Source organism: Paenirhizobium selenitireducens ATCC BAA-1503 (assembly GCF_900492185.1).
Taxonomy (GTDB): domain Bacteria; phylum Pseudomonadota; class Alphaproteobacteria; order Rhizobiales; family Rhizobiaceae; genus Allorhizobium; species Allorhizobium selenitireducens_A.
This window is the reverse complement of sequence record NZ_UEYP01000006.1, coordinates 323,711-346,029: the sequence shown is the minus strand read 5'-3', so window position 1 is coordinate 346,029 and position 22,319 is coordinate 323,711. Positions and strand designations below refer to the sequence as shown.

General features: G+C 63.1%; 23 protein-coding genes. 14 read left to right on the top strand and 9 right to left on the bottom strand.

The features are described from left to right. Positions 1-124 precede the first annotated feature (124 nt). Positions 125-379 carry a hypothetical protein gene (locus RHIZ70P_RS22790; RefSeq protein WP_147293997.1) on the bottom strand — a complete coding sequence of 85 codons (255 nt, stop codon included), beginning with the start codon at positions 377-379 and terminating at the stop codon, positions 125-127. Between the two features lie 56 nt (positions 380-435). Between RHIZ70P_RS22790 and RHIZ70P_RS13665 the strand changes: the two genes are divergently transcribed. After that, a complete protein-coding gene (locus RHIZ70P_RS13665) occupies positions 436-708 on the top strand; it encodes a BrnA antitoxin family protein (protein ID WP_181904021.1) in 273 nt (90 codons plus the stop codon). 81 nt (positions 709-789) lie between these two features. On the opposite strand, the gene gatA is transcribed toward RHIZ70P_RS13665, so the two are convergent. The 3 genes from gatA to RHIZ70P_RS13650 form a co-directional block, all read right to left on the bottom strand. Further along, positions 790-2,268 carry an Asp-tRNA(Asn)/Glu-tRNA(Gln) amidotransferase subunit GatA gene (gene gatA / locus RHIZ70P_RS13660; RefSeq protein ID WP_115670839.1) on the bottom strand — a complete coding sequence of 493 codons (1,479 nt, stop codon included), beginning with the start codon at positions 2,266-2,268 and terminating at the stop codon, positions 790-792. A 90-nt stretch (positions 2,269-2,358) separates the two neighbouring features. Further along, positions 2,359-2,646 carry an Asp-tRNA(Asn)/Glu-tRNA(Gln) amidotransferase subunit GatC gene (gene gatC / locus RHIZ70P_RS13655; RefSeq protein ID WP_028735935.1) on the bottom strand — a complete coding sequence of 96 codons (288 nt, stop codon included), beginning with the start codon at positions 2,644-2,646 and terminating at the stop codon, positions 2,359-2,361. 68 nt (positions 2,647-2,714) lie between these two features. Further along, positions 2,715-3,419 carry a metal-dependent hydrolase gene (locus tag RHIZ70P_RS13650; protein WP_115670899.1) on the bottom strand — a complete coding sequence of 235 codons (705 nt, stop codon included), beginning with the start codon at positions 3,417-3,419 and terminating at the stop codon, positions 2,715-2,717. 203 nt (positions 3,420-3,622) lie between these two features. Here RHIZ70P_RS13650 and RHIZ70P_RS13645 point away from each other — a divergent pair, with 203 nt between their 5' ends. Both RHIZ70P_RS13645 and ruvX read left to right on the top strand, forming a co-directional pair. After that, positions 3,623-3,925, top strand: a complete 303-nt coding sequence (locus tag RHIZ70P_RS13645; protein WP_115670838.1) for an alkylphosphonate utilization protein — start codon at positions 3,623-3,625, stop codon at positions 3,923-3,925. Between the two features lie 117 nt (positions 3,926-4,042). Beyond that, on the top strand, positions 4,043-4,540 hold the full coding sequence (gene ruvX / locus RHIZ70P_RS13640; protein WP_115670837.1) for a Holliday junction resolvase RuvX: 498 nt from the start codon (positions 4,043-4,045) through the stop codon (positions 4,538-4,540). Here ruvX and RHIZ70P_RS13635 read toward each other — a convergent pair. Together RHIZ70P_RS13635 and RHIZ70P_RS13630 are read right to left on the bottom strand one after the other, a co-directional pair. Beyond that, positions 4,474-4,809 carry a DUF6105 family protein gene (locus RHIZ70P_RS13635; protein ID WP_115670836.1) on the bottom strand — a complete coding sequence of 112 codons (336 nt, stop codon included), beginning with the start codon at positions 4,807-4,809 and terminating at the stop codon, positions 4,474-4,476. The genes ruvX and RHIZ70P_RS13635 overlap by 67 nt on opposite strands. After that, entirely contained in the window at positions 4,806-4,988 is a 183-nt protein-coding gene (locus RHIZ70P_RS13630; protein WP_115670897.1) for a hypothetical protein, read from the bottom strand. Before RHIZ70P_RS13630 ends, RHIZ70P_RS13635 begins: the two co-directional genes overlap by 4 nt. A 249-nt stretch (positions 4,989-5,237) precedes the next feature. Here RHIZ70P_RS13630 and RHIZ70P_RS13625 point away from each other — a divergent pair, with 249 nt between their 5' ends. Continuing rightward, the gene (locus tag RHIZ70P_RS13625) at positions 5,238-6,173 is read left to right on the top strand and encodes an AEC family transporter (protein WP_115670835.1); all 936 of its coding nucleotides are present in this window, start codon (positions 5,238-5,240) and stop codon (positions 6,171-6,173) included. On the opposite strand, the gene RHIZ70P_RS13620 is transcribed toward RHIZ70P_RS13625, so the two are convergent. After that, on the bottom strand, positions 6,155-7,807 hold the full coding sequence (locus RHIZ70P_RS13620) for an acyl-CoA dehydrogenase family protein (RefSeq protein WP_115670834.1): 1,653 nt from the start codon (positions 7,805-7,807) through the stop codon (positions 6,155-6,157). The genes RHIZ70P_RS13625 and RHIZ70P_RS13620 overlap by 19 nt on opposite strands. Before the next feature lie 122 nt (positions 7,808-7,929). On the opposite strand from RHIZ70P_RS13620, the gene RHIZ70P_RS13615 reads away from it, so the two are divergent. Genes RHIZ70P_RS13615 through dprA form a run of 4 tightly spaced genes read left to right on the top strand, consistent with a single transcriptional unit; the run spans position 7,930 to position 11,965 of the window. Continuing rightward, positions 7,930-8,886, top strand: coding sequence for an aspartate carbamoyltransferase catalytic subunit (locus RHIZ70P_RS13615; RefSeq protein WP_115670833.1), 957 nt, complete (start codon positions 7,930-7,932; stop codon positions 8,884-8,886). Continuing rightward, positions 8,883-10,172, top strand: a complete 1,290-nt coding sequence (locus RHIZ70P_RS13610; protein ID WP_115670832.1) for a dihydroorotase — start codon at positions 8,883-8,885, stop codon at positions 10,170-10,172. Before RHIZ70P_RS13615 ends, RHIZ70P_RS13610 begins: the two co-directional genes overlap by 4 nt. Continuing rightward, positions 10,162-10,809 carry a glycerol-3-phosphate 1-O-acyltransferase PlsY gene (gene plsY / locus RHIZ70P_RS13605; RefSeq protein WP_419178297.1) on the top strand — a complete coding sequence of 216 codons (648 nt, stop codon included), beginning with the start codon at positions 10,162-10,164 and terminating at the stop codon, positions 10,807-10,809. Before RHIZ70P_RS13610 ends, plsY begins: the two co-directional genes overlap by 11 nt. Before the next feature lie 4 nt (positions 10,810-10,813). After that, on the top strand, positions 10,814-11,965 hold the full coding sequence (gene dprA, locus RHIZ70P_RS13600) for a DNA-processing protein DprA (protein ID WP_115670830.1): 1,152 nt from the start codon (positions 10,814-10,816) through the stop codon (positions 11,963-11,965). On the opposite strand, the gene RHIZ70P_RS13595 is transcribed toward dprA, so the two are convergent. Next, positions 11,918-12,145 carry a hypothetical protein gene (locus RHIZ70P_RS13595; protein WP_232365456.1) on the bottom strand — a complete coding sequence of 76 codons (228 nt, stop codon included), beginning with the start codon at positions 12,143-12,145 and terminating at the stop codon, positions 11,918-11,920. The two genes, dprA and RHIZ70P_RS13595, sit on opposite strands and share 48 nt — an antisense overlap. A 243-nt stretch (positions 12,146-12,388) precedes the next feature. Between RHIZ70P_RS13595 and topA the strand changes: the two genes are divergently transcribed. From topA to rpmG, 6 genes are all read left to right on the top strand, one after another. Then, positions 12,389-15,079 (top strand): type I DNA topoisomerase, encoded by a 2,691-nt coding sequence (gene topA / locus RHIZ70P_RS13590; RefSeq protein WP_115670829.1) that lies wholly within the window; start codon positions 12,389-12,391, stop codon positions 15,077-15,079. Between the two features lie 98 nt (positions 15,080-15,177). Further along, positions 15,178-17,439, top strand: a complete 2,262-nt coding sequence (gene rnr / locus RHIZ70P_RS13585) for a ribonuclease R (RefSeq protein WP_235842230.1) — start codon at positions 15,178-15,180, stop codon at positions 17,437-17,439. 23 nt (positions 17,440-17,462) lie between these two features. Further along, the gene (locus RHIZ70P_RS13580) at positions 17,463-17,915 is read left to right on the top strand and encodes a DUF983 domain-containing protein (protein WP_115670893.1); all 453 of its coding nucleotides are present in this window, start codon (positions 17,463-17,465) and stop codon (positions 17,913-17,915) included. Continuing rightward, positions 17,912-18,616, top strand: a complete 705-nt coding sequence (locus tag RHIZ70P_RS13575; protein WP_115670827.1) for an NUDIX hydrolase — start codon at positions 17,912-17,914, stop codon at positions 18,614-18,616. Before RHIZ70P_RS13580 ends, RHIZ70P_RS13575 begins: the two co-directional genes overlap by 4 nt. Positions 18,617-18,626: 10 nt before the next feature. Next, on the top strand, positions 18,627-19,811 hold the full coding sequence (locus RHIZ70P_RS13570; protein ID WP_115670826.1) for an MFS transporter: 1,185 nt from the start codon (positions 18,627-18,629) through the stop codon (positions 19,809-19,811). A 90-nt stretch (positions 19,812-19,901) separates the two neighbouring features. After that, a complete protein-coding gene (gene rpmG, locus RHIZ70P_RS13565; RefSeq protein ID WP_015915679.1) occupies positions 19,902-20,069 on the top strand; it encodes a 50S ribosomal protein L33 in 168 nt (55 codons plus the stop codon). Between the two features lie 871 nt (positions 20,070-20,940). Here rpmG and RHIZ70P_RS13560 read toward each other — a convergent pair. Then, complete coding sequence (locus tag RHIZ70P_RS13560) at positions 20,941-22,314, bottom strand: PleD family two-component system response regulator (protein WP_115670825.1); 1,374 nt, start codon at positions 22,312-22,314, stop codon at positions 20,941-20,943. Positions 22,315-22,319: the final 5 nt, after the last annotated feature.

Below are 22,319 nucleotides of genomic sequence, written 5' to 3'. Positions count from 1 at the left end.
CGTCGCTGGGCAATATCACCCCCAGCGAGTTCGCAATGAAAATGGCTATGGAAAAACAGGCCGCATGAGGCCAGATTAAAAACCCAAGACTCTCCCGAAAACTGGAGGAAGATTGGGTCTCAGGTCAAGCCCAATCCGCAGTAAAGTGTCCTGTTCCTAGGAGTTGGCCGTAGGCTTTCCTCCACTCCTCCTGATTGATGCCTTTTTCATAGCTCGCATCGCCGTTTCGTCTGTTCGGAATTGAGTAAATCAGCGCAGATTGCCCACGCCTCTTTCCCTTCCCCTTAACGCGGAAAAGCCCTTTGGCTGCCGGCTTTGGGATAAGCGTACCGGCAGGCAGGGCTCCAACCAGGATAAATATGTCTTCTTCGCTTGACATTTTCGTCCTCCCCTTGTTGAGCAGAGTATAGAGTCTCAAAAGAGGAAATGAAAACCATGCGTAGCAAGACGACGTCATGGACAGCATCTCCTGTCCGCCTGAAGGAACTGGCGTCTCGATCTGACAAGCAGATCGACTACAGCGACATTCCGGAACTGGACGAAGCCTTCTTCGAAAAGGCGAAGCTCGTGAGGCCGGCGGCCGACAAGCGGCAGATCACCATCCGGATCGATGCCGACGTGCTGGACTGGTTTCGCGCGCAGGGCAAGGGCTACCAGACGCATATGAACGCGATCCTGAAAGCCTATGTGCATTCGCAGAAGCCATAGATTCCGCTTTCCTGAGCCGGTCAACTCGAACGAAAAACGGCGCCTTTCGGCGCCGCTATTGTTCGAAGCAGAAATGAAATCCTACCACCACTTCGCCGGCGTGAACTTGCCGGCGGCCTGTTCGATGACGTGGGCGGTCTTGAACAGCGTGCTTTCCTCGAACGGGCGGCCGATCAGCTGCAGGCCGAGCGGCAGGCCCTTGGCGTCGAGGCCGGCGGGCACGGACAGGCCCGGCAGGCCGGCCATGTTGACCGTCACGGTGAAGATGTCGTTGAGGTACATGGCAACCGGGTCGGCCGCCAGCGCCTCGTCGCCGATGGCGAAGGCCGAGGACGGGGTCGCCGGTGTCAGGATGGCGTCGACGTCGTTGAAGGCCAGTTCGAAGTCGCGCTTGATCAGTGTGCGGACTTTTTGTGCCTGCAAGTAATAGGCATCGTAATAGCCGGCCGACAGAACATAGGTGCCGATCATGATGCGGCGCTTGACCTCGGTGCCGAAGCCGGCCGCGCGGGTCTTCTCGTACATGTCGGCAATGTCCTTGCCATCGACGCGCAGGCCGTAGCGCACGCCGTCATAGCGGGCGAGGTTCGACGAGGCTTCGGCGGGCGCGACGATGTAATAGGCCGGCAGAGCGTATTTGGTGTGCGGAAGCGTGATGTCGACGATCTCCGCGCCGGCGTCCTTCAGCCAGGCAACGCCTTGGCTCCAAAGCTTTTCGACATCGTCCGGCATGCCGTCCACGCGATATTCCTTCGGGATGCCGATCCGCATGCCCTTCAGCGACTGCCCGAGCGAGGCTTCGTAGTTTGGCACCGGAATATCAACCGAGGTCGTGTCCTTGGCGTCGGTGCTGGCCATCGACCGCAGCAGGATCGCCGCGTCGCGCACGTCGCGGGCGATCGGGCCGGCCTGGTCGAGCGAGGAGGCAAACGCGACAACGCCCCAGCGCGAGCAGCGGCCATAGGTCGGCTTGATGCCAACGGTGCCGGTGAAGGCGGCGGGCTGGCGGATCGAGCCGCCGGTATCGGTGGCGGTGGCGCCGGCGCACAGATGCGCGGCGACGGCCGCGGCCGAGCCGCCGGACGAGCCGCCCGGTACGAGCTGCTGGTCGGAGCCGCTCGCCTTCCACGGGTTGACGACCGGTCCATAGTGCGAGGTCTCGTTGGACGAGCCCATGGCGAACTCATCCATGTTGAGCTTGCCCAGCATGACCGCGCCGTCGTCCCACAGGTTCTGGGTGACGGTCGATTCGTATTTCGGCTTGAAGCGGTTGAGAATGCCGGAGCAAGCCTGGGTGTGTACGTCGCGGGTGGCGAAGAGGTCCTTGATGCCGAGCGGTATGCCTTCGAGAGCACCTGCCTTGCCTTCGGCGATGCGCGTGTCCGAAGCCTTGGCCATCTCGCGGGCCTTGTCGCCCGTCACCGTCACATAAGCATTGATCACGTCATTGGCGGCCTCGATCGCCTGGACATAGGCATCCGTCAGTTCGACGGCCTTGATCTCCTTGGCCACCAGTTTGGCGCGGGCTTCGGCAATGGTGAGGCTGGTCAGTTCGCTCATGATGTCGGTTCACTTCAGAAAATCGGCGCTTTGGCCAAGCGCACGGAAACAGGAATCGGCGGAAGGCAGAGAGACGCTTGGTCCCCCGGCTTATTCGACCACCTTCGGCACCAGGAAGAAATTGCGGTCGGTTTCCGGCGCGTTGGCGACGATGTCATCGGCCTTGCCGCCGTCGGTGACCACGTCCTGGCGCTTCTTCATCGCCATCGGCGTGACCGATGTCATCGGCTCGACGCCGGAAACATCGACCTCGGAAAGCTGCTCGACGAAGCCGAGAATGCCGTTGAGCTCACCCATCATCCGTTCGGCTTCGTCTTCGCTGAGCGCGATGCGGGCCAGATGCGCGACGCGCTTGACGGTCTTGAGATCAACGGACATCGGTATTCTCCAGGTCTTTGGTTACCTCCGCTATAATGGCCGCAAAGCTGAGGCGCAACGGGGATTTGTCAGACCTCGAGGCTATCGCCGGCGGCGGGCGTGACCACACGGGTCCGCGTGCCCTCCATGCCGAGCACGAACTTCTCCGGGGTCGGGTCGATGATGCCGAACGAGCCGTAGTGGCAGGGCATGGCGATCTTGAAATCGAAGAAGCGCTGGCAGGCGAGCGCCGCCACAGCGCCACCCATGGTGAAACGGTCACCGATCGGCACGAGGCCGATATCGGGCTGGTGGAGTTCTTGGATCAGCGCCATGTCGGAGAAGATGTCGGTGTCACCCATGTGCAGCAGCGAGGCGTCCCCTTCAATGTGCAGCATCAGGCCGTTGGCATTGCCGAGCGCGTGGGACACGCCGTCCTCGGTGATCTGGGCCGAGGAGTGAAGTGCGTTGGTGAAGGTGACGCTGAACCCGTCGAAGGCGATCGTACCCCCGGTATTGCCGGCCTCGAGCTTGGTCACCCCTTTCGAGCCGAGCCAGGCTGCAAGATCGGCATTGGCCAACACGGTCGCCCCGGTCTCGCCGGCAAGTTTGACGGTGTCGCCGACATGGTCGCCATGGCCATGGGTCAGAAGAATGTGCGTCACACCGGTCGCCCAATCCTTGGCGTCCAGACCGGCAAAGCCCGGATTTCCGGTGAAGAACGGGTCGATCAGGATACTCGCCTTGGCGGTGTCGAGCCGGAATGCGGAATGGCCGAGCCAGGTGATCTTCATGGAATTCTCCTTCGGTGCGTTGCCCGGAATATAGGCCATGCCATTCCTGCGGCAACCGTGTTCTCCTCAAACGGCTGGCGCATCGTGTTGCACCCCGGCCGAGCGTGGGATAAGCCGCTGATACCAGCTATCGGGCTGGGCAGGGCCGCCCTTACCGCTCCGGTCGTCCGGCCGACTATCAACGCTTACGACAGGAGACCAAAATGGCCGCCGATGATGACGATTATGTATATGACGAAGTGACCGGCGAATGGCGCCCGGCGTCCGAAATGGCGGCCGCTGCCAATGCCAAGCCGGTTGCCAAGGATTCGGCCGGCAATGTGCTGGCGGACGGCGATTCGGTGACGCTGATCAAGGACCTCAAGGTCAAGGGCACCAACACCACCCTCAAGCAGGGAACGGTCATCAAGTCGATCCGCCTGACGGAAGACCCGGAAGAGATCGACTGCCGGAACGACACGATCAAGGGACTGGTCCTCCGGACCGAGTTCGTACGCAAGCGCTAGAGTCCGTCAGGTTCGTTCTGAACCGGCCAGACTCCAGCTCTTTTGATTTCGTTTGCCTTTTCGGGAAAACCGGTTTCCACTTTTCCCTGACGGACTCTAACTGGCCGGGGCCGCAGCATGACCACCCTCACGATCGAAGAACTCGCGGAAGTGCTGCAGCCCCGACAGGCGATTGCCGGTCTCGACCTCGGTACCAAAACCATCGGGCTGTCGATGTCGGATCTTGGGCGACGGTTCGCCACGCCGCGAACCGTCCTCAAACGGGTGAAATTCACCCAGGATGCCGAGTCGCTGCTGGCATTCGCGGCAAAAGAGAACGTGGTCGCCTTCATCATCGGTCTGCCGATGAACATGGACGGCTCCGCAGGACCCCGGGTGCAGGCGACCCGCGCCTTCGTGCGCGCGATGTCGGAAAAGACCGACATTCCCTTCGTCTACTGGGACGAGCGGCTGTCAACAGTGGCCGCCGAAAGGGCCCTTCTGGAGATGGACGTGTCGCGGGCCAAGCGCAGCGAGCGGATCGATTCGGCTGCTGCGAGCTTCATCCTTCAGGGCGCGCTGGACAGATTGTCGGCGCTGCGCACGACGATCGGCCGCAGTTCGGACGAGGCCTGACGCGCCGTCCACCAGGCGGCGATCTTGCGGCGACGGCGGAATGCGATGATGGCGAAGACGATGGCGCTGTCGACGGCGATGGCACGGGCGACAAGAGGCGGAATGGTCTCGGGAGCCAGACCCAGGGCGTTGCCATAGACGGCAAAGACGAGATCGTGCGCCTGACGGGTCAGCATGAAGAAGCCGAAGCTCAGATCATAGTAAGAGAGACCATACCAGCCGCCGAGCAGCAGGATCGGCAGTGCCCACAAGACCAGAAATACCTTCATGCGGGTCTCCCCTTCCAACGCTGCGGCGGCCAATGACGGCTCGACCGCGATTCGGGCCAGGCCTGGACCATCCAGTTCGACGCCGCCATCAGGCTCAGCGCCATGGCCGGAACAGCGATGTCGAGCGCCAAGCCGGCGAAAAACGTCGCCATGACGCCTGTCAACGTCACCCTTGCCATTCCGGTTCCCATTGCGACGCCCTCGAGCTCTCTGCCTATCGGCGGAGAAACTGGCCCGTTAACCGTTCCGTCGCAACGTAAACCCTTTGTTAAGGTTAACGCGCGTTGGGGATAACGCAAGATGCCCGAGCTTGCCAACCGAGGATGCAAGAGCGGCCGATGGCGGCGGCGCAATTGCCTTGCGCGCCCATCAGCTGTTATGCGAGACGCGCCCCTCCCCCACGGCGCCCGACCCCGAAAGCAAACCTGATGCTGCTGATCTTCGAAAGCGTTCTGCCGATCTTCCTGCTCGTGCTTCTCGGTCTGCTGCTGAAACGCTGGCCACGGATCGACGACAGCCTGTGGGTTGGGCTCGAGCAGTTCGGCTACTACGTGCTCTTCCCGGCGCTGCTGTTTCTCACTCTTTCAAAGGCCGATTTTTCGACCATGGATACGGGCGCCGTCAGCGCGACCGCCCTGGTTTCGGTCGGGATCATGTCGGCCCTGGTGTTGGCGCTGTGGCGGCCGCTCCACCGGCTGGGGCTCGAGGGGCCGGCCTTCACCTCGATCTTCCAGACAGCAACCCGCTGGAACGGTTTCATGGCGCTTGCCATCGCGGAAAAGCTGTCCGGTCCCGTCGGGCTGACCGCGGTCGCCGTGGTGATGGCGGCGATCATCATTCCGCTCAACGTCATTAATGTCGGCGTGTTGATCTGGTTCTCCGGCAACGGCCGAAAGCTCAAGGACTTTGCCTTGAAGATCGTCTCCAACCCGATCATCCTCGGCGCGGCGAGTGGCGTGCTGGTCAATCTGGCAGGCATAACCGTCTACGACCCGCTGATGATGGCGGTCGATCTCGTCGCCCGCTCCTCGCTCGGTCTGGGCCTGATCATGGTCGGTGCGGGCCTGAGGATCATGGACGCATTGAAGCCTCAGCCCAACGTCATCCTCGGTTCTGTGCTCAAGCTGCTGGTGTTTCCTGCGGTCATGGCGGGCGTCGCCCTGCTGTTCGGGGTCGAGGGCGAGACGCTGGCCATGCTGGTCTTAAGCGCTGCGGTTCCGACCGCGATGAACGGCTATCTGCTGGCCAAGCAGATGGGTGGCGATGCGCCGCTTTATGCGGCAACCGCGACCGTACAGACGGTCGCCGCGGTGTTCACCATTCCGCTCGCGCTCTACCTGGTGGGTCAGGTCGCGGCCGGATAGAGCAGATCGAGCACGTAGCGGGAATCGAAGCGGGCGTCGAGCACGCCATAGGTATGCCGCCAGCCGCCGGCGAGGCGCGATTCGAGGAAGGCATCGGCGATCTTGCCGGCTCCGAGCTTGTAGAGCTCGGCTGCGGCGGCCGCCAGCGCCAGTTGCTCGATCAGCAGGCGGGCCGCCCCCTCGTCGCGCTCGGCAAGGGCGGTTGCGGCGCGCAGTACTTCCACCGTCTTCTTGCCCGACGCGCCGAGATCGCGCTCCAACCCGGCAAAGATCGTCTCGAACAGGTCCTTGCCGCGGCTGAGCACCCTCAGCAGATCAAGCGCCATGACATTGCCGGAGCCCTCCCAGATCGCGTTGACCGGGGCCTCGCGGTAGTGTCGGGCGATCGGCCGTTCCTCGATGTAGCCGCTGCCGCCGATGCACTCCATGGCCTCGTAGATCAGCGCCGGTGCCATCTTGCAGATCCAGTATTTGACCACCGGCGTCATGACGCGGGCATAGGCGGCGTCCACGGCATTTTCGCGGGCGCGGTCGAAACTGTCGGCGAGCCTGAAGGCCAGAGCGGTCGCGGCGGCGACGTCGAGCGCCATGTCGGCGAGCACGCGGGTCATGATCGGCTGGTCGATCAGCTTCTTGCCGAACACCGAGCGCCCGCGCACATGATGCACGGCTTCCGCCATCGAGGCGCGCATGATGCCGGCCGAGGCCAGCGCGCAATCGAGCCTGGTCAGCGTCACCATGTCGAGGATGGTGCGGATGCCGTCGCCGGGCGTGCCGAGCAGGAAGCCGAACGTATCGGAAAACTCGACCTCCGAGGAGGCGTTCGACCGATTGCCGATCTTGTCCTTGAGGCGCTGGAATTCCAGCCCGTTGGCCGAGCCGTCCTCGAGCAGGCGCGGAACGAGAAAACAGCCCATGCCGTCCTTGGTCTGGGCCAGCATGACGAAGGCATCGCTCATCGGCGCCGACATGAACCACTTGTGGCCGGACAGGCGGTAGATCCCCTCGCCGACCCGTTCGCCCGTGGAGGTATTGGCACGCACATCCGTGCCGCCCTGCTTCTCCGTCATGCCCATGCCGATGGTGACGGCGGACTTCTGCATGGCCGGCTTGTTGGACGAATCATACTTTCGCGACAGGATCTTCGGCGCCCATTCCTTCTGCACATGCGGCGAGGAGACGAGGGCCGCGACCGAGGCGCTGGTCATGGTCAGCGGGCAGAGGTGGCCGCATTCGAGCTGGGCGGTCAGGAAGAAGCGCACCGCACGGGCCAGATGTTCATGGCCGCGGGCCTCCGGCTGGTTTTCCCAGACGGAGGAGTGCAGGCCGACCGACATCGACCGGCGCATCAGCGCATGCCAGGCCGGATGGAATTCGACCACGTCGAGCCGCTCGCCGCGAACGCCGTGGGTGCGCAATTGCGGCGGGCTCTGGTTGGCCATGCGCGCCAGTTCCTGCGCCTCGTGCGAGGTCACATACTTGCCGATGACGTCATATTCCTCGCGCAGGCCACGCGAGAGACCCGCACTCAGATCGACCAGCAGCGGATCGGAGCGATAGGCATTGATACCGGACCAGGGTTTTGGCTGGTTCAGTTCGGCGAGTTTTTCTTCAGTCCGGTTCATTGGGGTCATGCCGATCCTCTAGCGGAAATCGATTCGTTTTACATGGGGACCGTGCTTCTATCCACACTGCATGTGCTTGCCCCTTGGCCCCGGCCTCTCTATAGACCGCGTGACATCTCAGGAGGACGTCCATGGTCTTCTTTCCCCATCGCCATCTCATCGGCATCAAGGGCCTCACCGAGCAGGACATTACCTATCTGCTCGACAAGGCCGACGAAGCCGTCAAAATCAGCCGCCAGCGGGAGAAAAAGACCTCCACGCTGCGCGGACTCACGCAGATCAACCTGTTCTTCGAAGCCTCGACCCGGACCCAGTCCTCGTTCGAGCTCGCCGGAAAGCGCCTCGGCGCCGACGTGATGAACATGTCGGTCAGCAATTCGTCGGTGAAGAAGGGCGAGACCCTGATCGACACCGCCATGACGCTCAACGCCATGCGGCCCGACGTGCTCGTGGTGCGCCACTCCTCGGCGGGTGCCGCGGCTCTTTTGGCACAGAAGGTCGCGTGTTCAGTGGTCAATGCCGGCGACGGCCAGCACGAGCATCCGACCCAGGCGCTGCTCGATGCGCTGACGATCCGGCGCGCCAAGGGCAAGCTGTCGCGCATCATCGTGGCGATCTGCGGCGACGTGCTGCATTCGCGCGTCGCCCGCTCCAATATTTTGCTGCTCAACGCCATGGGCGCGCGCGTCCGGGTGGTTGCACCCTCCACGTTGCTGCCGACAGGGATTGCCGGCATGGGCGTCGAGGTCTTCCACGACATGAAGGAAGGCCTGAAGGACGCGGACGTGGTGATGATGCTGCGCCTGCAGCGCGAGCGCATGTCCGGAGCCTTCGTGCCTTCGGTGCGCGAATATTTCCACTATTGGGGCCTTGACGCCGAAAAGCTGAAGGCAGCGAAGGAGGATGCGCTCGTGATGCATCCGGGCCCGATGAACCGCGGCGTCGAGATCGCCTCGGAAGTGGCCGACGGCCCCCAGAGCGTGATCGAGAGCCAGGTGGAAATGGGCGTGGCCGTGCGAATGGCGGTGATGGAAGCGCTGCTCGTTTCGCAGAACCAGGGGCCCCGCAGCGAAGGAATGGGCGCATGAACCGGCCGCTCGTCTTGAAGAATGCCCGCATCGTCGACCCCTCGCGCCAACTCGATACCGTCGGCACGATCATCGTCGGCGAAGACGGTCGCATATTGGCAGCCGGTGCCGAGGTGCAGAACCAGGGTGTGCCGGACGGCGCCGAGATTCGCGACTGCACCGGCCTCACCGCCGTTCCGGGCCTGGTGGATGCCCGCGTCTTCGTCGGCGAACCGGGCGCCGAGCATCGGGAAACCATCGCGTCGGCCAGCCGCGCGGCAGCAGCCGGCGGGGTCACCTCCTTCATCATGATGCCGGACACGGATCCGGTGATCGACGACATCGCGCTCGTGGAGTTCGTCAAGAAGACCGCGCGTGACACGGCCGTCGTCAATGTCTATCCGGCAGCGGCGTTGACCAAGCATCTGACTGGCGGAGAAATGACCGAAATCGGCCTCCTGCAGCAGGCCGGCGCCGTGTCCTTCACCAACGGCCGTCACGGATTGGCCGACAGTCAGGTCCTGCGCCGCGCCATGACCTATGCGCGCGAATTCGGCGCCGTGATCGATCTCGAGCCGCGGGAAGACTATCTCGGCAACGGCGTGATGAATGCCGGCCTGTTCGCCAGCTGGCTCGGCCTGCCCGGTGTGCCGAGGGAGGCCGAGATCATCCCGCTCGAGCGCGATCTGCGCATTGCCGGGCTGACCGGCGCCAAGTTCCACTCCTCCGAGATTTCCGTGCCGGAATCGGCGGAAGCCATCCGCATTGCACGCGGTCGTGGCGCGAAAGTGACCTGCGGCATCTCGATCAACCATCTGGCACTGAACGAGAACGACATCGGCGAGTACCGGACCTTCTTCAAGATGACGCCGCCGCTTCGCGCCGAAGACGACCGCATGGCCATGGTCCAGGCGATCGCCGATGGCACCGTCGACATCATCGTCTCCGCGCACGACCCGCAGGACGTCGATACAAAACGGCTGCCCTTTGCCGATGCGGCAGACGGTGCCGTCGGCCTCGAGACCCTGCTTTCGGCGGCTCTGCGCCTGCATCACAGCGGCCAGGTGTCGCTGATGCGGCTGATCGACGCGATGTCGACGCGTCCTGCCGAAATCTTCGGCCTTGACGCCGGTTCGCTCAAGCCGGGTGCCAAGGCGGACATCACGCTGATCGACCTCGATGAACCGTGGCTGGTCGCCAAGGAACTGCTCTTGTCGCGCTCGAAGAACACACCGTTCGAGGACGCCCGCTTCTCGGGCCGTGCGGTGGCGACCTATGTCGCCGGCAAGTGCGTGCATTCGCTTTAGGAAGACCGGGGGGGATCAAGTGGCCAGCATCAATTTTCTCGCGATCGGTTGGCCGGCGGTGATTGCCGTGCTGAGCCTCGGCTATCTGATGGGCTCGATCCCGTTCGGCCTGCTGCTCACGCGCATGGCCGGCCACGGCGACCTGCGCTCGATCGGTTCGGGCAATATCGGCGCGACCAATGTGCTGCGCACCGGCAACAAGAAGCTCGCCGCCGCCACCCTTCTCCTCGACGCGCTGAAGGCGACGATCGCCGCCGTCATCGCTCAAGCGGTGTTCGGCCAGAATGCCGGCCTGATTGCCGGATTTGCCGCCTTCATCGGCCATCTCTTTCCGATCTGGCTCGGCTTCAAGGGTGGCAAGGGTGTGGCGACCTATATCGGCACCCTGCTCGGCGTCGCACCGCTGATGGTGCTGGTGTTTGCCGCCGTCTGGCTGGCCGTGGCCTTTGTCAGCCGCTATTCCTCACTTTCCGCCATGGTTGCAACTCTTGTCATTCCGGTTGTGTTGTGGATACTGGGCATGCCTGAAACAGCACTGGTGACGGCCGTGATGACGGCCATCAGCTACTGGCGCCACAAGGCCAATATTGAAAGACTGATGGCGGGCACCGAGAGCAAGATCGGGCAAAAGGGATGAAGTCATGCCGGAGCCGGGCGCAAGACGAACAGGGATTGCGCTGAACGACCGGCAAAGGATCAGTTGGCTGAGACTGATCCGAAGCGATAATGTGGGCCCCGCGACCTTTCGCGACCTCATCAATCATTTCGGCACGGCGGAAACCGCCCTTGCCATGTTGCCGGAGCTCTCCCGGCGCGGCGGATCGACGCGGGCGATCCGCATTGCCACCGAAGCGGAAGCCGAGCAGGAACTGGAAATCGCGGCGCGTTTCGGCGCGCGCTTCCTCGGCATCGGCGAACCCGACTATCCGCCGGCACTGCGCCAGATCGACGGGGCGCCGCCGCTCCTTGCGGTCAAGGGCGACCTTTCGGCGGCAAACCTTCCGGCTGTGGGCGTGGTCGGTTCGCGCAATGCCTCGATCAGCGGGGCGAAATTCGCGGCGCTGATGGCGCGCGACATCGGCCGGGCAGGCTATACCATCATTTCCGGTCTGGCGCGTGGCATCGACACCGCCGCGCACCGCGCCAGCCTGGACACCGGCACGATCGCCGCCATGGCGGGCGGCCTGGACAAGCCCTACCCCCCGGAAAACATCGAACTCCTGCGCGAGATCTGGGACGGTCGCGGGCTGGCGATTTCGGAAATGCCTTTCGGCTGGGAGGCCCGGGCCCGCGATTTTCCCCGACGCAACCGGCTGATCGCCGGTGTCTCGCTCGGCGTCGTGGTGGTCGAGGCAGCGGCGCGGTCGGGCTCGTTGATTACCGCACGGCTCGCCGGCGATTTCGGGCGGCTGGTCTTTGCCGTTCCGGGCTCGCCGCTCGATCCTCGTTGCGAAGGCACAAACGGGCTGTTGAAGGATGGCGCAACCGTGACCACCCGGCCGGACGACGTGCTGCAAGCGCTGGCGCCGCTGTCGCAGATCGATCTCCTGTCCGGGCACGAGGCGGAGGAACCGGCCGGAGATGCGCAACACCAGCCGACACCGCCACCCAGCGACAGCGATCGGGCGCACATCACCGACGCGCTCGGGCCGACGCCCGTAGAGATCGACGACATCGTGCGTCATACCGGACTTGCGCCGGCAGCTGTCTATCTCGTGTTGCTGGAACTCGACATTGCCGGGCGGTTACACCGGCATCCGGGTGGGCTTGTTTCCATTGCGATGATGGATTGACAGGGCGCGGCGGCCCATCTGCAGGTCGCCCGCCTCGACATAGGCCATTTCGATCAGGTAGCAGAGCATTTCCGCTCCCTCGTTTTCCGCGACCATGCGCAACTCGCCGAGCATCTGCCGGACGTAGGCAATGTTTTCCGCCGCGCGTGACTCGCCGCCGTTCATCGCTTTCGAGACCATGCTTCCCATCCACATTTGCCGCCTGGAGCGACCGAACCCCTGTGGTAAAAAACGATAGTTCCATTTATCGGAAATTGCAATCTTCAACAAATCTACACCAGGTTGCATCGCGTTGCAGGGAGGAGAAAAACCAACTGCCCTCTTGACCGCAGCCGAATCCCCCTCCATGTCGGGAAACCGGTTATCGGGACCAGGCCCTTTCGCCCCCGGAGGCAAGCCTTTTCCGCAGTACAGAGAAACGCAATGGATGTCGTAGTCGTAGAATCTCCGGCCAAGGCCAAGACGATCAACAAGTATCTGGGTCCCGGCTATAAGGTGCTGGCATCCTTTGGCCACGTGCGCGATCTGCCGGCCAAGGACGGCTCGGTGCGCCCCGATGACGACTTTGCCATGGACTGGGAGGTGGACGCAGCCTCGGCCAAGCGGATGAAGGACATTTCCGACGCCATGAAGGGCGCCGACGGCCTCATCCTTGCAACCGACCCGGATCGCGAGGGGGAAGCGATTTCCTGGCACGTGCTGGACCTCCTGAAGAAGAAAAAGGTGATCGGCGACAAGCCTGTCAAGCGCGTCGTCTTCAATGCCATCACCAAGAAGGCCGTGCTCGACGCCATGGCCCATCCGCGCGACATCGATACGCCGCTGGTCGACGCCTATCTGGCGCGCCGCGCGCTCGACTATCTCGTCGGTTTCAACCTCTCGCCGGTGCTGTGGCGCAAGCTGCCCGGCGCCCGTTCGGCCGGCCGCGTCCAGTCGGTGGCCTTGCGCCTCGTCTGCGACCGCGAGGACGAAATCGATCGCTTCGTCGCCGAGGAGTACTGGAACATTTCCGCGCTGCTGAAGACACCGCGCGGCGACGAATTCGAGGCAAGGCTGGTCTCGCATCTCGGCAAGCGCATCCAGCGCAATTCGGTGACGAACGGCGAGCAGGCAGGCGGAATCAAGACCTTGCTCGAAGGCGCGCAGTATGTCGTCGACAGCGTCGAGGCCAAGCCCGTCAAGCGCAATCCCGGCCCGCCCTTCACCACCTCGACGCTGCAGCAGGCCGCCTCCTCCAAGCTCGGGTTCTCGGCATCCCGCACCATGCAAGTCGCGCAAAAGCTCTATGAAGGCATCGACATCGGCGGCGAGACGGTCGGTCTCATAACCTATATGCGTACCGACGGCGTGCAGATGGCGCCCGAGGCGATCGACGGTGCCCGCGCCGCCGTCGCGGACCAGTTCGGTCCGCGCTACGTGCCGGAGAAGCCGCGCTTCTATTCGACCAAGGCGAAAAACGCCCAGGAAGCCCACGAAGCGATCCGCCCGACCGATTTCAACCGCTCGCCCGACAAGGTGCGCCGCTTCCTCGACGCCGACCAGATGCGTCTCTACGACCTGATCTGGAAGCGCGGCATTGCCAGCCAGATGGCGTCGGCCGAGATCGAGCGGACCACGGTGGAGATCCTTGCCGACAACGATGGTGAAAAGGCCGGCCTGCGCGCCGTCGGTTCGGTCATCCGCTTCGATGGTTTCATCGCCGCCTATACCGACCAGAAGGAAGAGGGCGAACCGAGCGAGGACGGCGACGACGAAGGCCGCCTGCCGGAGATCAATGCCCGCGAGGCGCTCGCCAAGAAACAGATCAACGCAACCCAGCACTTCACCGAGCCGCCGCCGCGCTATTCGGAAGCAACGCTGATCAAGAAGATGGAAGAACTCGGCATCGGCCGTCCTTCCACCTATGCCGCGACCCTGAAGACGCTCAGCGACCGCGAATATGTGACGATCGAAAAACGCAAGCTGATCCCGCATTCCAAGGGACGGCTGGTCACCGCCTTTCTCGAGAACTTCTTCACCCGTTATGTCGAATACGACTTCACCGCGGATCTCGAGGAGAAACTCGACAAGATCTCCGCCGGCGAACTGAACTGGAAGGACGTCCTGCGCGAATTCTGGACGAGTTTCTTCGCCCAGATCGAGGACACCAAGGAACTGCGCGTCACCAACGTGCTCGACGCCCTGAACGAGGCATTGGCACCGCTGGTCTTCCCGAAGCGCGAAGACGGCTCGGACCCGCGCATCTGCCAGGTCTGCGGCACGGGCAACCTGTCGCTCAAGCTTGGCAAATACGGCGCCTTTGTCGGCTGCTCCAACTATCCGGAATGCAGTTTCACCCGCCAGCTCTCCTCGGACGGTGGCGCGGACGCCGAAGCCTCCGGCAACAACGAGCCGAGGGCACTCGGCAAGGACCCGGTGACGGACGAGGAGATCACCCTGCGCAGTGGCCGTTTCGGCCCTTACGTGCAGCGCGGCGACGGCAAGGAGGCCAAGCGCTCCTCGCTGCCCAAGGGCTGGACCCCGGACAGTATCGACTTCGAAAAAGCACTTTCGCTGCTGTCGCTGCCGCGCGAGGTCGGACCGCATCCGGAAACCGGCAAGATGATCACCGCCGGCCTTGGTCGCTACGGGCCGTTCATCCTGCATGACGGCACCTATGCCAACCTCGACAGCATCGAGGACGTTCTGTCGGTCGGCCTCAACCGCGCCGTCACAGTTCTGGCGGAAAAGCAGAGCAAGGGTCCCGGCGGACGCGGGCGCACCGCCGCTGCCGCACTGAAGGAAATCGGTGAACATCCGGACGGCGGCGCGATTACTGTTCGCGATGGCAAATACGGTCCCTATATTAACTGGGCCAAGGTCAACGCGACGCTCCCCAAGGGCAAGGATCCGCAGTCGGTGACGATGGAGGAGGCCTTGCTCCTGATCGCCGAGAAGGCTGGCAAGAGCGGCACCAAGAAGGCCCCGGCGAAGAAGGCCCCGGCCAAGGCCGCTGCGAAACCGAAGGCCGCCAAGGCCAAGGCTTCGGACGCGGATGCCACTGTCGCCAAGGCGAAGAAGACAACCGCCGCCAAGCCGAAGGCCAAGGCGGCACCAAAGACGAAGAAGAGCTAGATTTGAGCAAGACCCCGCGCGACCGTTCTCCCACTCCCGCCTCCGGCAACCGCAGGAGCCGGCGCGCGGAGGCCGCGGGCGCGAAATGCGACAAGCCGGTGATCATCCATGGCGAAATTCCGTCACGCGAGGTGTTGCTGGAGTTCATCGCCGACAATCCGGACCGCGCCTCCAAGCGGGAGATCGCCAAGGCATTCGGCCTGAAGGGCGATGCGCGGGTCGAGCTCAAGGAAGTGCTGCGCGCGCTGGAGAGCGACGGCCTGGTGCAGAAGGACCGCAAGTCGCTGAAGCGGCCCGGCGCCCTTCCCCCGGTCACAGTGCTCGACATCACCACCCGCGACAAGGACGGCGAGTTGATCGGCCGCCCGGCGGAATGGAACGAGGAACTGGGCGTCGCGCCCGCCGTCGCCATCCGCCAGTCGAGCGCCGACCGCGCCAAGGGCAAGGCGCCCGTCGGTGGACTGGGCGACCGGGTGCTGGCCAAGATCTTCGCCTCCAAGGACAGGGCCGGCCCGGCCTATACCGCCCGCATCATCAAGATCATCGACCGCCACCGCGACGCGCTTCTGGGCGTCGTTCGCGAAATGCCCGGCGGCGGCGCCCGCCTGATGCCGATCGAGCGACGCGGCGAGGAGATGCAGATTTCGCCGAACGACCTTGGAGAGGCCAAGGATGGCGACCTGGTCGAAGTCGAGATCGCCCGCACCGGCCGCCTCGGGCTGACAAAAGCGCGTGTGCTTACCGTCATCGGCTCGGTCGCCTCGGAAAAGGCGATCTCGATGATCGCCATCCATGCCCATGGCATTCCGCACATATTCCCGCAATCGGTGATCGCCGAGGCGGACGAAGCGAAACACGCGACGATGTCCCACCGCGAGGACTGGCGCGATGTGCCGCTGATCACCATCGACCCGCACGACGCCAAGGACCATGACGACGCGGTCTATGCCGAGCGCGACCCCTCGCCCGACAATCCGGACGGCGTGATCGTCACCGTCGCCATCGCCGACGTCTCCTGGTATGTCCGGCCAAAGTCGGCGCTCGACCGCGAGGCGCTGAAGCGCGGCAATTCGGTCTACTTCCCCGACCGGGTCGTGCCGATGCTGCCCGAGCGCATCTCCAACGATCTCTGCTCGTTGCGCGAGGGCGTCGACCGTCCGGCGCTCGCCGTGCGCATGACGTTCTCGAAGGAAGGCCGCAAGGCCGGCCATACCTTCCACCGCGTCATGATGAAGAGCGCGGCCAAGCTCTCCTACCAGCAGGCCCAGGCGGCAATCGACGGCAAGCCCGACGACAAGGCCGGTCCGCTGCTGGAGCCGATCCTCAAGCCGCTGTGGCACGCCTACGAGGTGTTGAAGCGCGGCCGCGACCGGCGCCAGCCGCTCGAACTCGACATGCCCGAGCGCAAGATCATCCTCAAGCCCGACGGCACGGTCGATCGGGTGCACGTGCCCGAGCGGCTCGATGCGCACAAGCTGATCGAGGAGATGATGATCCAGGCGAACGTCGCCGCCGCCGAGACGCTGGAGAAGAAGCGCCAGCCGTTGGTCTACCGCGTGCACGACGCGCCGAAGCTGTCGAAGCAGGAGGCGCTGCGCGAGTTCCTGGCGACGATCGGCCTGACGCTCGCCAAGGGCGCCGGCCTGCGTTCCAACTCGTTCAACGGCATTCTCGCCAAGGCGCTCGACACGCCGCACCAGACCATGGTCAACGAAATGGTGCTGCGCAGCCAGAGCCAGGCGATCTACAGCCCGGAGAATATCGGCCATTTCGGACTCAACCTCTTGAAATACGCCCATTTCACCTCACCGATCCGTCGCTATGCCGACCTGATCGTGCATCGGGCGCTGGTCGGCTCGCTCGGGCTCGGAGAGGGCGGCATCACGCCCGAGGAAGAGGCGGCACTCGACGACATCGCCGCGGAAATCTCGACGTTCGAGCGGCGCGCCATGGCGGCCGAGCGCGACACCATCAACCGGCTGATCGCCCATCATCTGGCGGGCCGGATCGGCGACGAGTTCGACGGGCAGATCTCGGGCGTCACCAAGGCCGGCCTGTTCGTCACATTGCCGCAGTTTGGTGCCGATGGCTTTGTTCCTGTTTCAACGCTCGGGCGCGACTACTATATCTATGACGAGGCGCATCAGGCGCTGTCGGGGGAGAAGACCGGCCTGGGGTATCGCCTCGGTGATTCCATTCAGGTCAGACTGGTCGAGGCCGTGCCGCTTGCCGGTGCCCTTAGATTCGAGATGCTGAGCGAGGGGCGCGCCATGCCGGTCGCCACACGCTCGTTCCACAAGGCCGGCCGGCGCGGAGCGTCCAGGAAGCCGGGCACGCGACCCAACCGGCCGAGACGGTGAGGAAGACCATGGAAGGAAATGAGATGCCAGCCAGCCAGCAACAGGAAGCGATACGCTTCGGCGGCGCAGCCCCAGAGGAACGCCCGCTCGGGCGCTCGATCATGCGCGGTCTCCTCAACCAGTGTCCGGCCTGCGGCAGCGGCAAGCTTTTCCGGGCCTATCTGAAGCCGGTCGATACCTGCGCGGCCTGCGGCGAGGAGATTTTCCATCACCGCTCCGACGACCTGCCGCCCTATCTGGTCATCATGGTCCTCGGTCACGTTCTGCTCGGCGGCTTCATGATGACCGATCTGATCTTTCCGGCGTCGGACTGGATCCATCTCGCCATCTGGGCACCGCTCGGCATCGTCACCGCGCTTGTCACGATCCAGCCGATCAAGGGCGGCGTGATCGGCCTGCAATGGGCGCTGCGCATGCACGGCTTCGGCGGCGAGACCGACGAGCCCGAGAGCTTCGGTCCGAAGACCAACCCATGACACCGCATCCCTTCGAGGTGCAGGACAAGGCATCCCAGGCTGCCGTGAGACTGCGGCCGCGCGACGCGGCATCACTTCTCCTCATCGATCGCTCGGGCTCCAGCCCGCGCGTGCTGGTCGGCAAGCGCGGCAGCGGCCACGCCTTCATGCCGAACCTTTATGTCTTCCCAGGCGGACGGCGTGACCGCAGCGACAGCCGGCAGGCCATCCTGCGCGATCTGCACCCCCACGTGCTGGCAAAGCTCAGCGGTGACCTGGAGAGCGGGACCGCGCTGAGCCGCAGCCGCGGCCTGGCATTCGCCGCCGTGCGTGAACTCGAAGAGGAGACCGGGCTTGTCATCGGTCGCCGCGAGATCGGCCGCAACCGCACACCCCGCCTGTGCGCCGATCTCGGCAGCCTGCGCTATGTGGCGCGCGCCATCACGCCACCCGGAAATGTCCGGCGCTTCGATACCCGTTTCTTTCTCACCTTCACCGACGAGGCCGAAGTCGATCCGGGGGCTATCTCCGATTCGTCCGAGCTGCACGACCTTCGCTGGCTTGACATGCACGACCTTTCCGGTCTGAACATGCCGGACATCACGAAGACCATTCTCGAGGACGTGAAGGCGCAGATGACCGTGGACCCCTCCCTGCCGTTTGGAGGCAGCCTGCCCTTCTATTTTTCCCGCCGCGGCCAGTTCTTCCGCGAAGTTATCTGAGGATTATCCGATGACGAATTCGGGAAACGGCGCCAACGGTCACCGTGAGGATATTCACTGGCCCTCGCTTGTTGCGGCCATCTCGGCGATCTCCGCGGTCGGCATCGCGATCGGGCTCGGCCTGCCACTGCTCAGCATCATTTTGGAAAAGCGCGGCATATCGTCCACGCTGATTGGACTAAACTCCGCCATGGCGGGGATCGCGGCCATGGTCGCCGCCCCCATCACGACAAAACTCGCGCACAGCGTCGGCGTTGCCCGTACCATGCTTTGGGCGGTCGCGCTGTCGGCCATTAGCGGGCTGGGCTTCTACTATGCCGACCAGTTCTGGATGTGGTTTCCGCTACGGCTGGTCTTCCATGGGGCAACGACGACGCTTTTCATCCTGTCCGAGTTCTGGATCAATGCAGCGGCGCCACCCTCGCGCCGGGGGCTGGTGCTCGGCATCTACGCAACGGTACTGTCGCTCGGCTTCGCCTGCGGCCCGCTGCTCTTCTCGCTGATCGGCAGTGACGGCATCCTGCCGTTTGCCGTCGGTGGCATCGCCATTCTCCTTGCGGCGGTACCGATCTACATTGCCCGCGGCGAGAGCCCGCAACTGGACGAAAAGCCGAGCAGCCATTTCCTGCGCTACATTTTCCTGGTTCCGACCGCGACCGCCGCCGTCTTCGTCTTCGGCGCCGTGGAAGCCGGCGGTCTTTCGCTGTTCCCGATCTACGCGACGCGGATAGGATTCGGCGAATCGCAGGCCGCCTTGCTGCTGACCGTGATGGGAATCGGCAACATGATCTTCCAGATCCCGCTCGGGCTGCTGTCGGATCATCTCAAGGACCGCAGGCTTCTGCTGTCGGCCATGGCCGTGATCGGGCTCGGCGGGTCCCTCGCCCTTCCCCTATTGTCGGAAAGCTGGCTGCTGATGGCCGTCGTACTGCTTTTCTGGGGCGGCAGCGTCTCCGGCCTCTATACGGTCGGCCTCAGCCATCTCGGCTCGCGCCTGACCGGTTCCGACCTTGCGGCCGCCAATGCTGCCTTCGTTTTCTGCTATGCAGTCGGCACCGTCGCCGGCCCGCAGGCGATCGGGGCGGCGATCGACATCTCCGGAAACCACGGCTTTGCCTGGGCGATTGCCGGCTTTTTCGGCCTCTACGTCGCACTTTCCGTGGCCAGGCTGTTTTTCAAAGGTAAACGGACTTGACTTTTCCGGCGCGATTTGTAGTTTCGCGCCAGATTTGCCGTGGGCTTCGTTCGGTCGTCCACGGCTTCGTTTATTAAAGGCAGGACGACCATGGCCAAGGCTACAACAATCAAGATCAAGCTGCTGTCGACAGCCGACACGGGTTTCTTCTACGTCACGACCAAGAACAGCCGTACGATGACGGACAAGATGACGAAGACGAAGTACGACCCGATCGCTCGCAAGCACGTCGAATTCAAGGAAACCAAGATCAAGTAATTCTTGATCGATTTCCAGCGTTTCAGGCGCGTTGCCCCCCGGGCAGCGCGCCTTTTCGTTTTGGGATGGTAGAGCAATCGCCGCAGATGTTCGTCTGCCCGCAGCACCCGCTCGACGGGGTGCGCCATAAAAGCAAAAGGCACCGCGCCTAAACGGCTGCGGTGCCTTTGCTACGTGAACGGGGGTCGGTCGGTACACAAATACGGCACGAGGAACCGTTTATCACTTGCGTACCAACCGACCGACCCCACGACCCAGGAGATGCGGCGGACCTGAGCATCATGGGGCATCGATTAGCCTCTTTCACGAGGCGTTCTTTCTGTTGACCTCAACTTCGCTCAACTTGAGAAGAAAATCAATAGTTTCTTAACTCTTCCACATTTTGCTTATGGCTATGGTTAAAATGACAGAGGCCGACACAGTTTAGGTCACCGGAATACAAACGGCCCGCATCAAATCTACTTTATAACGATATTGCGTTACTGAAGTAAAAACGGCCGCCGGACGCACGAGAGTCCACGCTCACACAGTCCGGGCCCGTCAATATATCACTATTCTCTAATATAAATGAGTAAAGAAACAAAACCGAACGCATCAAGTGCGTCGGATATTCCAACTATAGTTGAGGCTTACTCAAATTAACCCAGGCAAAGCGGTTTCAACATTATTGAAACCAAACAAAAGCTTCAAACAGCTGACGCATACAACAAAAGGAATTAAGCGACGACGGGCGAACCAACGCTGGATTTTGACCATTGTCATTCACAGACAAGTTGAGCGCAATCCCCCAATCCGGCAACTTGACAAAACGGAGATTCACCGAATTTCCAAGATCGGATGTGAGGCCCGGATCATTCTGCTACACTACGTTTCAAGCCGCGGCGGCGACCACGCGGTTGCGGCCGTCGCGTTTCGCCTGGTAGAGCGCCAGATCGGCCTTCTTCAACAACTGCTCCGGCGTATCGACTCCTCGGCTGGCCGTCGCGATGCCCATGGACGCCGTGATTTCCAGCGCCATGTCCGTTCCTTTCAACTGGAACGGTTTCGACTCGATGATGGCCCGCAGCCGCTCGGCGACATGGGCCGCGACGTCCGGTGAGGTATCCGGCATCACCACGACGAACTCTTCGCCCCCGTAGCGGCAGGCCAGGTCCGCACCACGCACCGTCGAGCGGATTCGCATGGCGAACTCCTTCAACACCTCGTCGCCGGCATCGTGGCCATAGGTATCGTTGACCTGCTTGAAGCGGTCGATATCGGTAATGCAGACCGAGAGCGGCTTGCCACGTGCCTGAGCGCGGGTAAACAGCATCTTTAGATGGCTGTCGAGATAGCGGCGATTGTGCAGCCCGGTCAGGCCGTCCGTCACCGCGAGTTCGATCGTCTGCGTCACACTGTGGCGCAGGCGGTCATTGAAGCGCTTGCGCCGGATCTGGGTCAGCGTGCGGGCCACCAGCTCGTTGGGATCGAGCGGGCGCACGATGTAGTCGTTCACCCCGAGATCGAGCGCGCGCACGATCATCTGTTCGTCGCCAAGCTCGGTGATCAGAAGGATCGGGATGATCCGGGTGCGCTCCAGCGAGCGTAGCTGGGAGCAGAGCCGAAGCGGATCATAGTCATCGAGATTGCCGTTGACGATCACCAGATCATAGGCGTTTTCGGCAGCGTCGAACACCGCTGCCTGCGGATCCGACATTGCGGTTACGGAAGCGATCGGCTTCAGCGTCTTGATGATGCGTTCCTGCGAGCTGCCACGGCTGTCGACCAGCAGCACCTGGGCGGTCTCTTCGAGCCTGCCGTCGCTGAGGCGGAGCGGATCGTCGATGCCGATGGATTGGGCGGTATCGGCACGGATGCGCAGCTCGTCGCTCAGCGTCTTCAGGCGCACGAGGCTCTTGACCCGGGAGATCAATTGCAGGTCGTTGACCGGCTTGGTGAGGAAGTCGTCGGCGCCCGCCTTCAACCCACGTACCCGGTCGGACGGTTGATCGAGCGCCGTCACCATCACCACCGGGATGTGCGCCGTGCGCGGATTGGCCTTCAGCCGCTCGCACACCTCGAAGCCGTCCATGTCCGGCATCATGATGTCGAGCAGGATGACGTCGACCTGGGTACGGTCGCAAATGTCCAGCGCGTCCCGGCCGTTGTCGGCGGTCAGCACATCGAAATATTCGGCGATCAGCCGGGCCTCGAGCAATTTGACGTTGGCCGGTATATCGTCGACGACAAGAATTCTCGCGGTCATCGGCC

Excerpts from the sequence above, each read along its gene's own strand:
- ruvX (WP_115670837.1), top strand. The coding sequence starts at position 4,043 with ATGACCACCCTCACGATCGAAGAACTCGCGGAAGTGCTGCAGCCCCGA.
- RHIZ70P_RS13645 (WP_115670838.1), top strand. The coding sequence starts at position 3,623 with ATGGCCGCCGATGATGACGATTATGTATATGACGAAGTGACCGGCGAA.
- RHIZ70P_RS22790 (WP_147293997.1), bottom strand. The coding sequence starts at position 379 with ATGTCAAGCGAAGAAGACATATTTATCCTGGTTGGAGCCCTGCCTGCC.
- gatC (WP_028735935.1), bottom strand. The coding sequence starts at position 2,646 with ATGTCCGTTGATCTCAAGACCGTCAAGCGCGTCGCGCATCTGGCCCGC.
- RHIZ70P_RS13650 (WP_115670899.1), bottom strand. The coding sequence starts at position 3,419 with ATGAAGATCACCTGGCTCGGCCATTCCGCATTCCGGCTCGACACCGCC.
- rpmG (WP_015915679.1), top strand. The coding sequence starts at position 19,902 with ATGGCCAAGGCTACAACAATCAAGATCAAGCTGCTGTCGACAGCCGAC.
- RHIZ70P_RS13595 (WP_232365456.1), bottom strand. The coding sequence starts at position 12,145 with ATGGTCTCGAAAGCGATGAACGGCGGCGAGTCACGCGCGGCGGAAAAC.
- RHIZ70P_RS13560 (WP_115670825.1), bottom strand. The coding sequence starts at position 22,314 with ATGACCGCGAGAATTCTTGTCGTCGACGATATACCGGCCAACGTCAAA.
- RHIZ70P_RS13635 (WP_115670836.1), bottom strand. The coding sequence starts at position 4,809 with ATGAAGGTATTTCTGGTCTTGTGGGCACTGCCGATCCTGCTGCTCGGC.
- RHIZ70P_RS13615 (WP_115670833.1), top strand. The coding sequence starts at position 7,930 with ATGGTCTTCTTTCCCCATCGCCATCTCATCGGCATCAAGGGCCTCACC.
- topA (WP_115670829.1), top strand. The coding sequence starts at position 12,389 with ATGGATGTCGTAGTCGTAGAATCTCCGGCCAAGGCCAAGACGATCAAC.
- RHIZ70P_RS13575 (WP_115670827.1), top strand. The coding sequence starts at position 17,912 with ATGACACCGCATCCCTTCGAGGTGCAGGACAAGGCATCCCAGGCTGCC.
- RHIZ70P_RS13620 (WP_115670834.1), bottom strand. The coding sequence starts at position 7,807 with ATGACCCCAATGAACCGGACTGAAGAAAAACTCGCCGAACTGAACCAG.
- RHIZ70P_RS13630 (WP_115670897.1), bottom strand. The coding sequence starts at position 4,988 with ATGGCAAGGGTGACGTTGACAGGCGTCATGGCGACGTTTTTCGCCGGC.
- RHIZ70P_RS13580 (WP_115670893.1), top strand. The coding sequence starts at position 17,463 with ATGCCAGCCAGCCAGCAACAGGAAGCGATACGCTTCGGCGGCGCAGCC.
- RHIZ70P_RS13625 (WP_115670835.1), top strand. The coding sequence starts at position 5,238 with ATGCTGCTGATCTTCGAAAGCGTTCTGCCGATCTTCCTGCTCGTGCTT.
- RHIZ70P_RS13570 (WP_115670826.1), top strand. The coding sequence starts at position 18,627 with ATGACGAATTCGGGAAACGGCGCCAACGGTCACCGTGAGGATATTCAC.
- gatA (WP_115670839.1), bottom strand. The coding sequence starts at position 2,268 with ATGAGCGAACTGACCAGCCTCACCATTGCCGAAGCCCGCGCCAAACTG.
- RHIZ70P_RS13610 (WP_115670832.1), top strand. The coding sequence starts at position 8,883 with ATGAACCGGCCGCTCGTCTTGAAGAATGCCCGCATCGTCGACCCCTCG.
- RHIZ70P_RS13665 (WP_181904021.1), top strand. The coding sequence starts at position 436 with ATGCGTAGCAAGACGACGTCATGGACAGCATCTCCTGTCCGCCTGAAG.
- dprA (WP_115670830.1), top strand. The coding sequence starts at position 10,814 with ATGCCGGAGCCGGGCGCAAGACGAACAGGGATTGCGCTGAACGACCGG.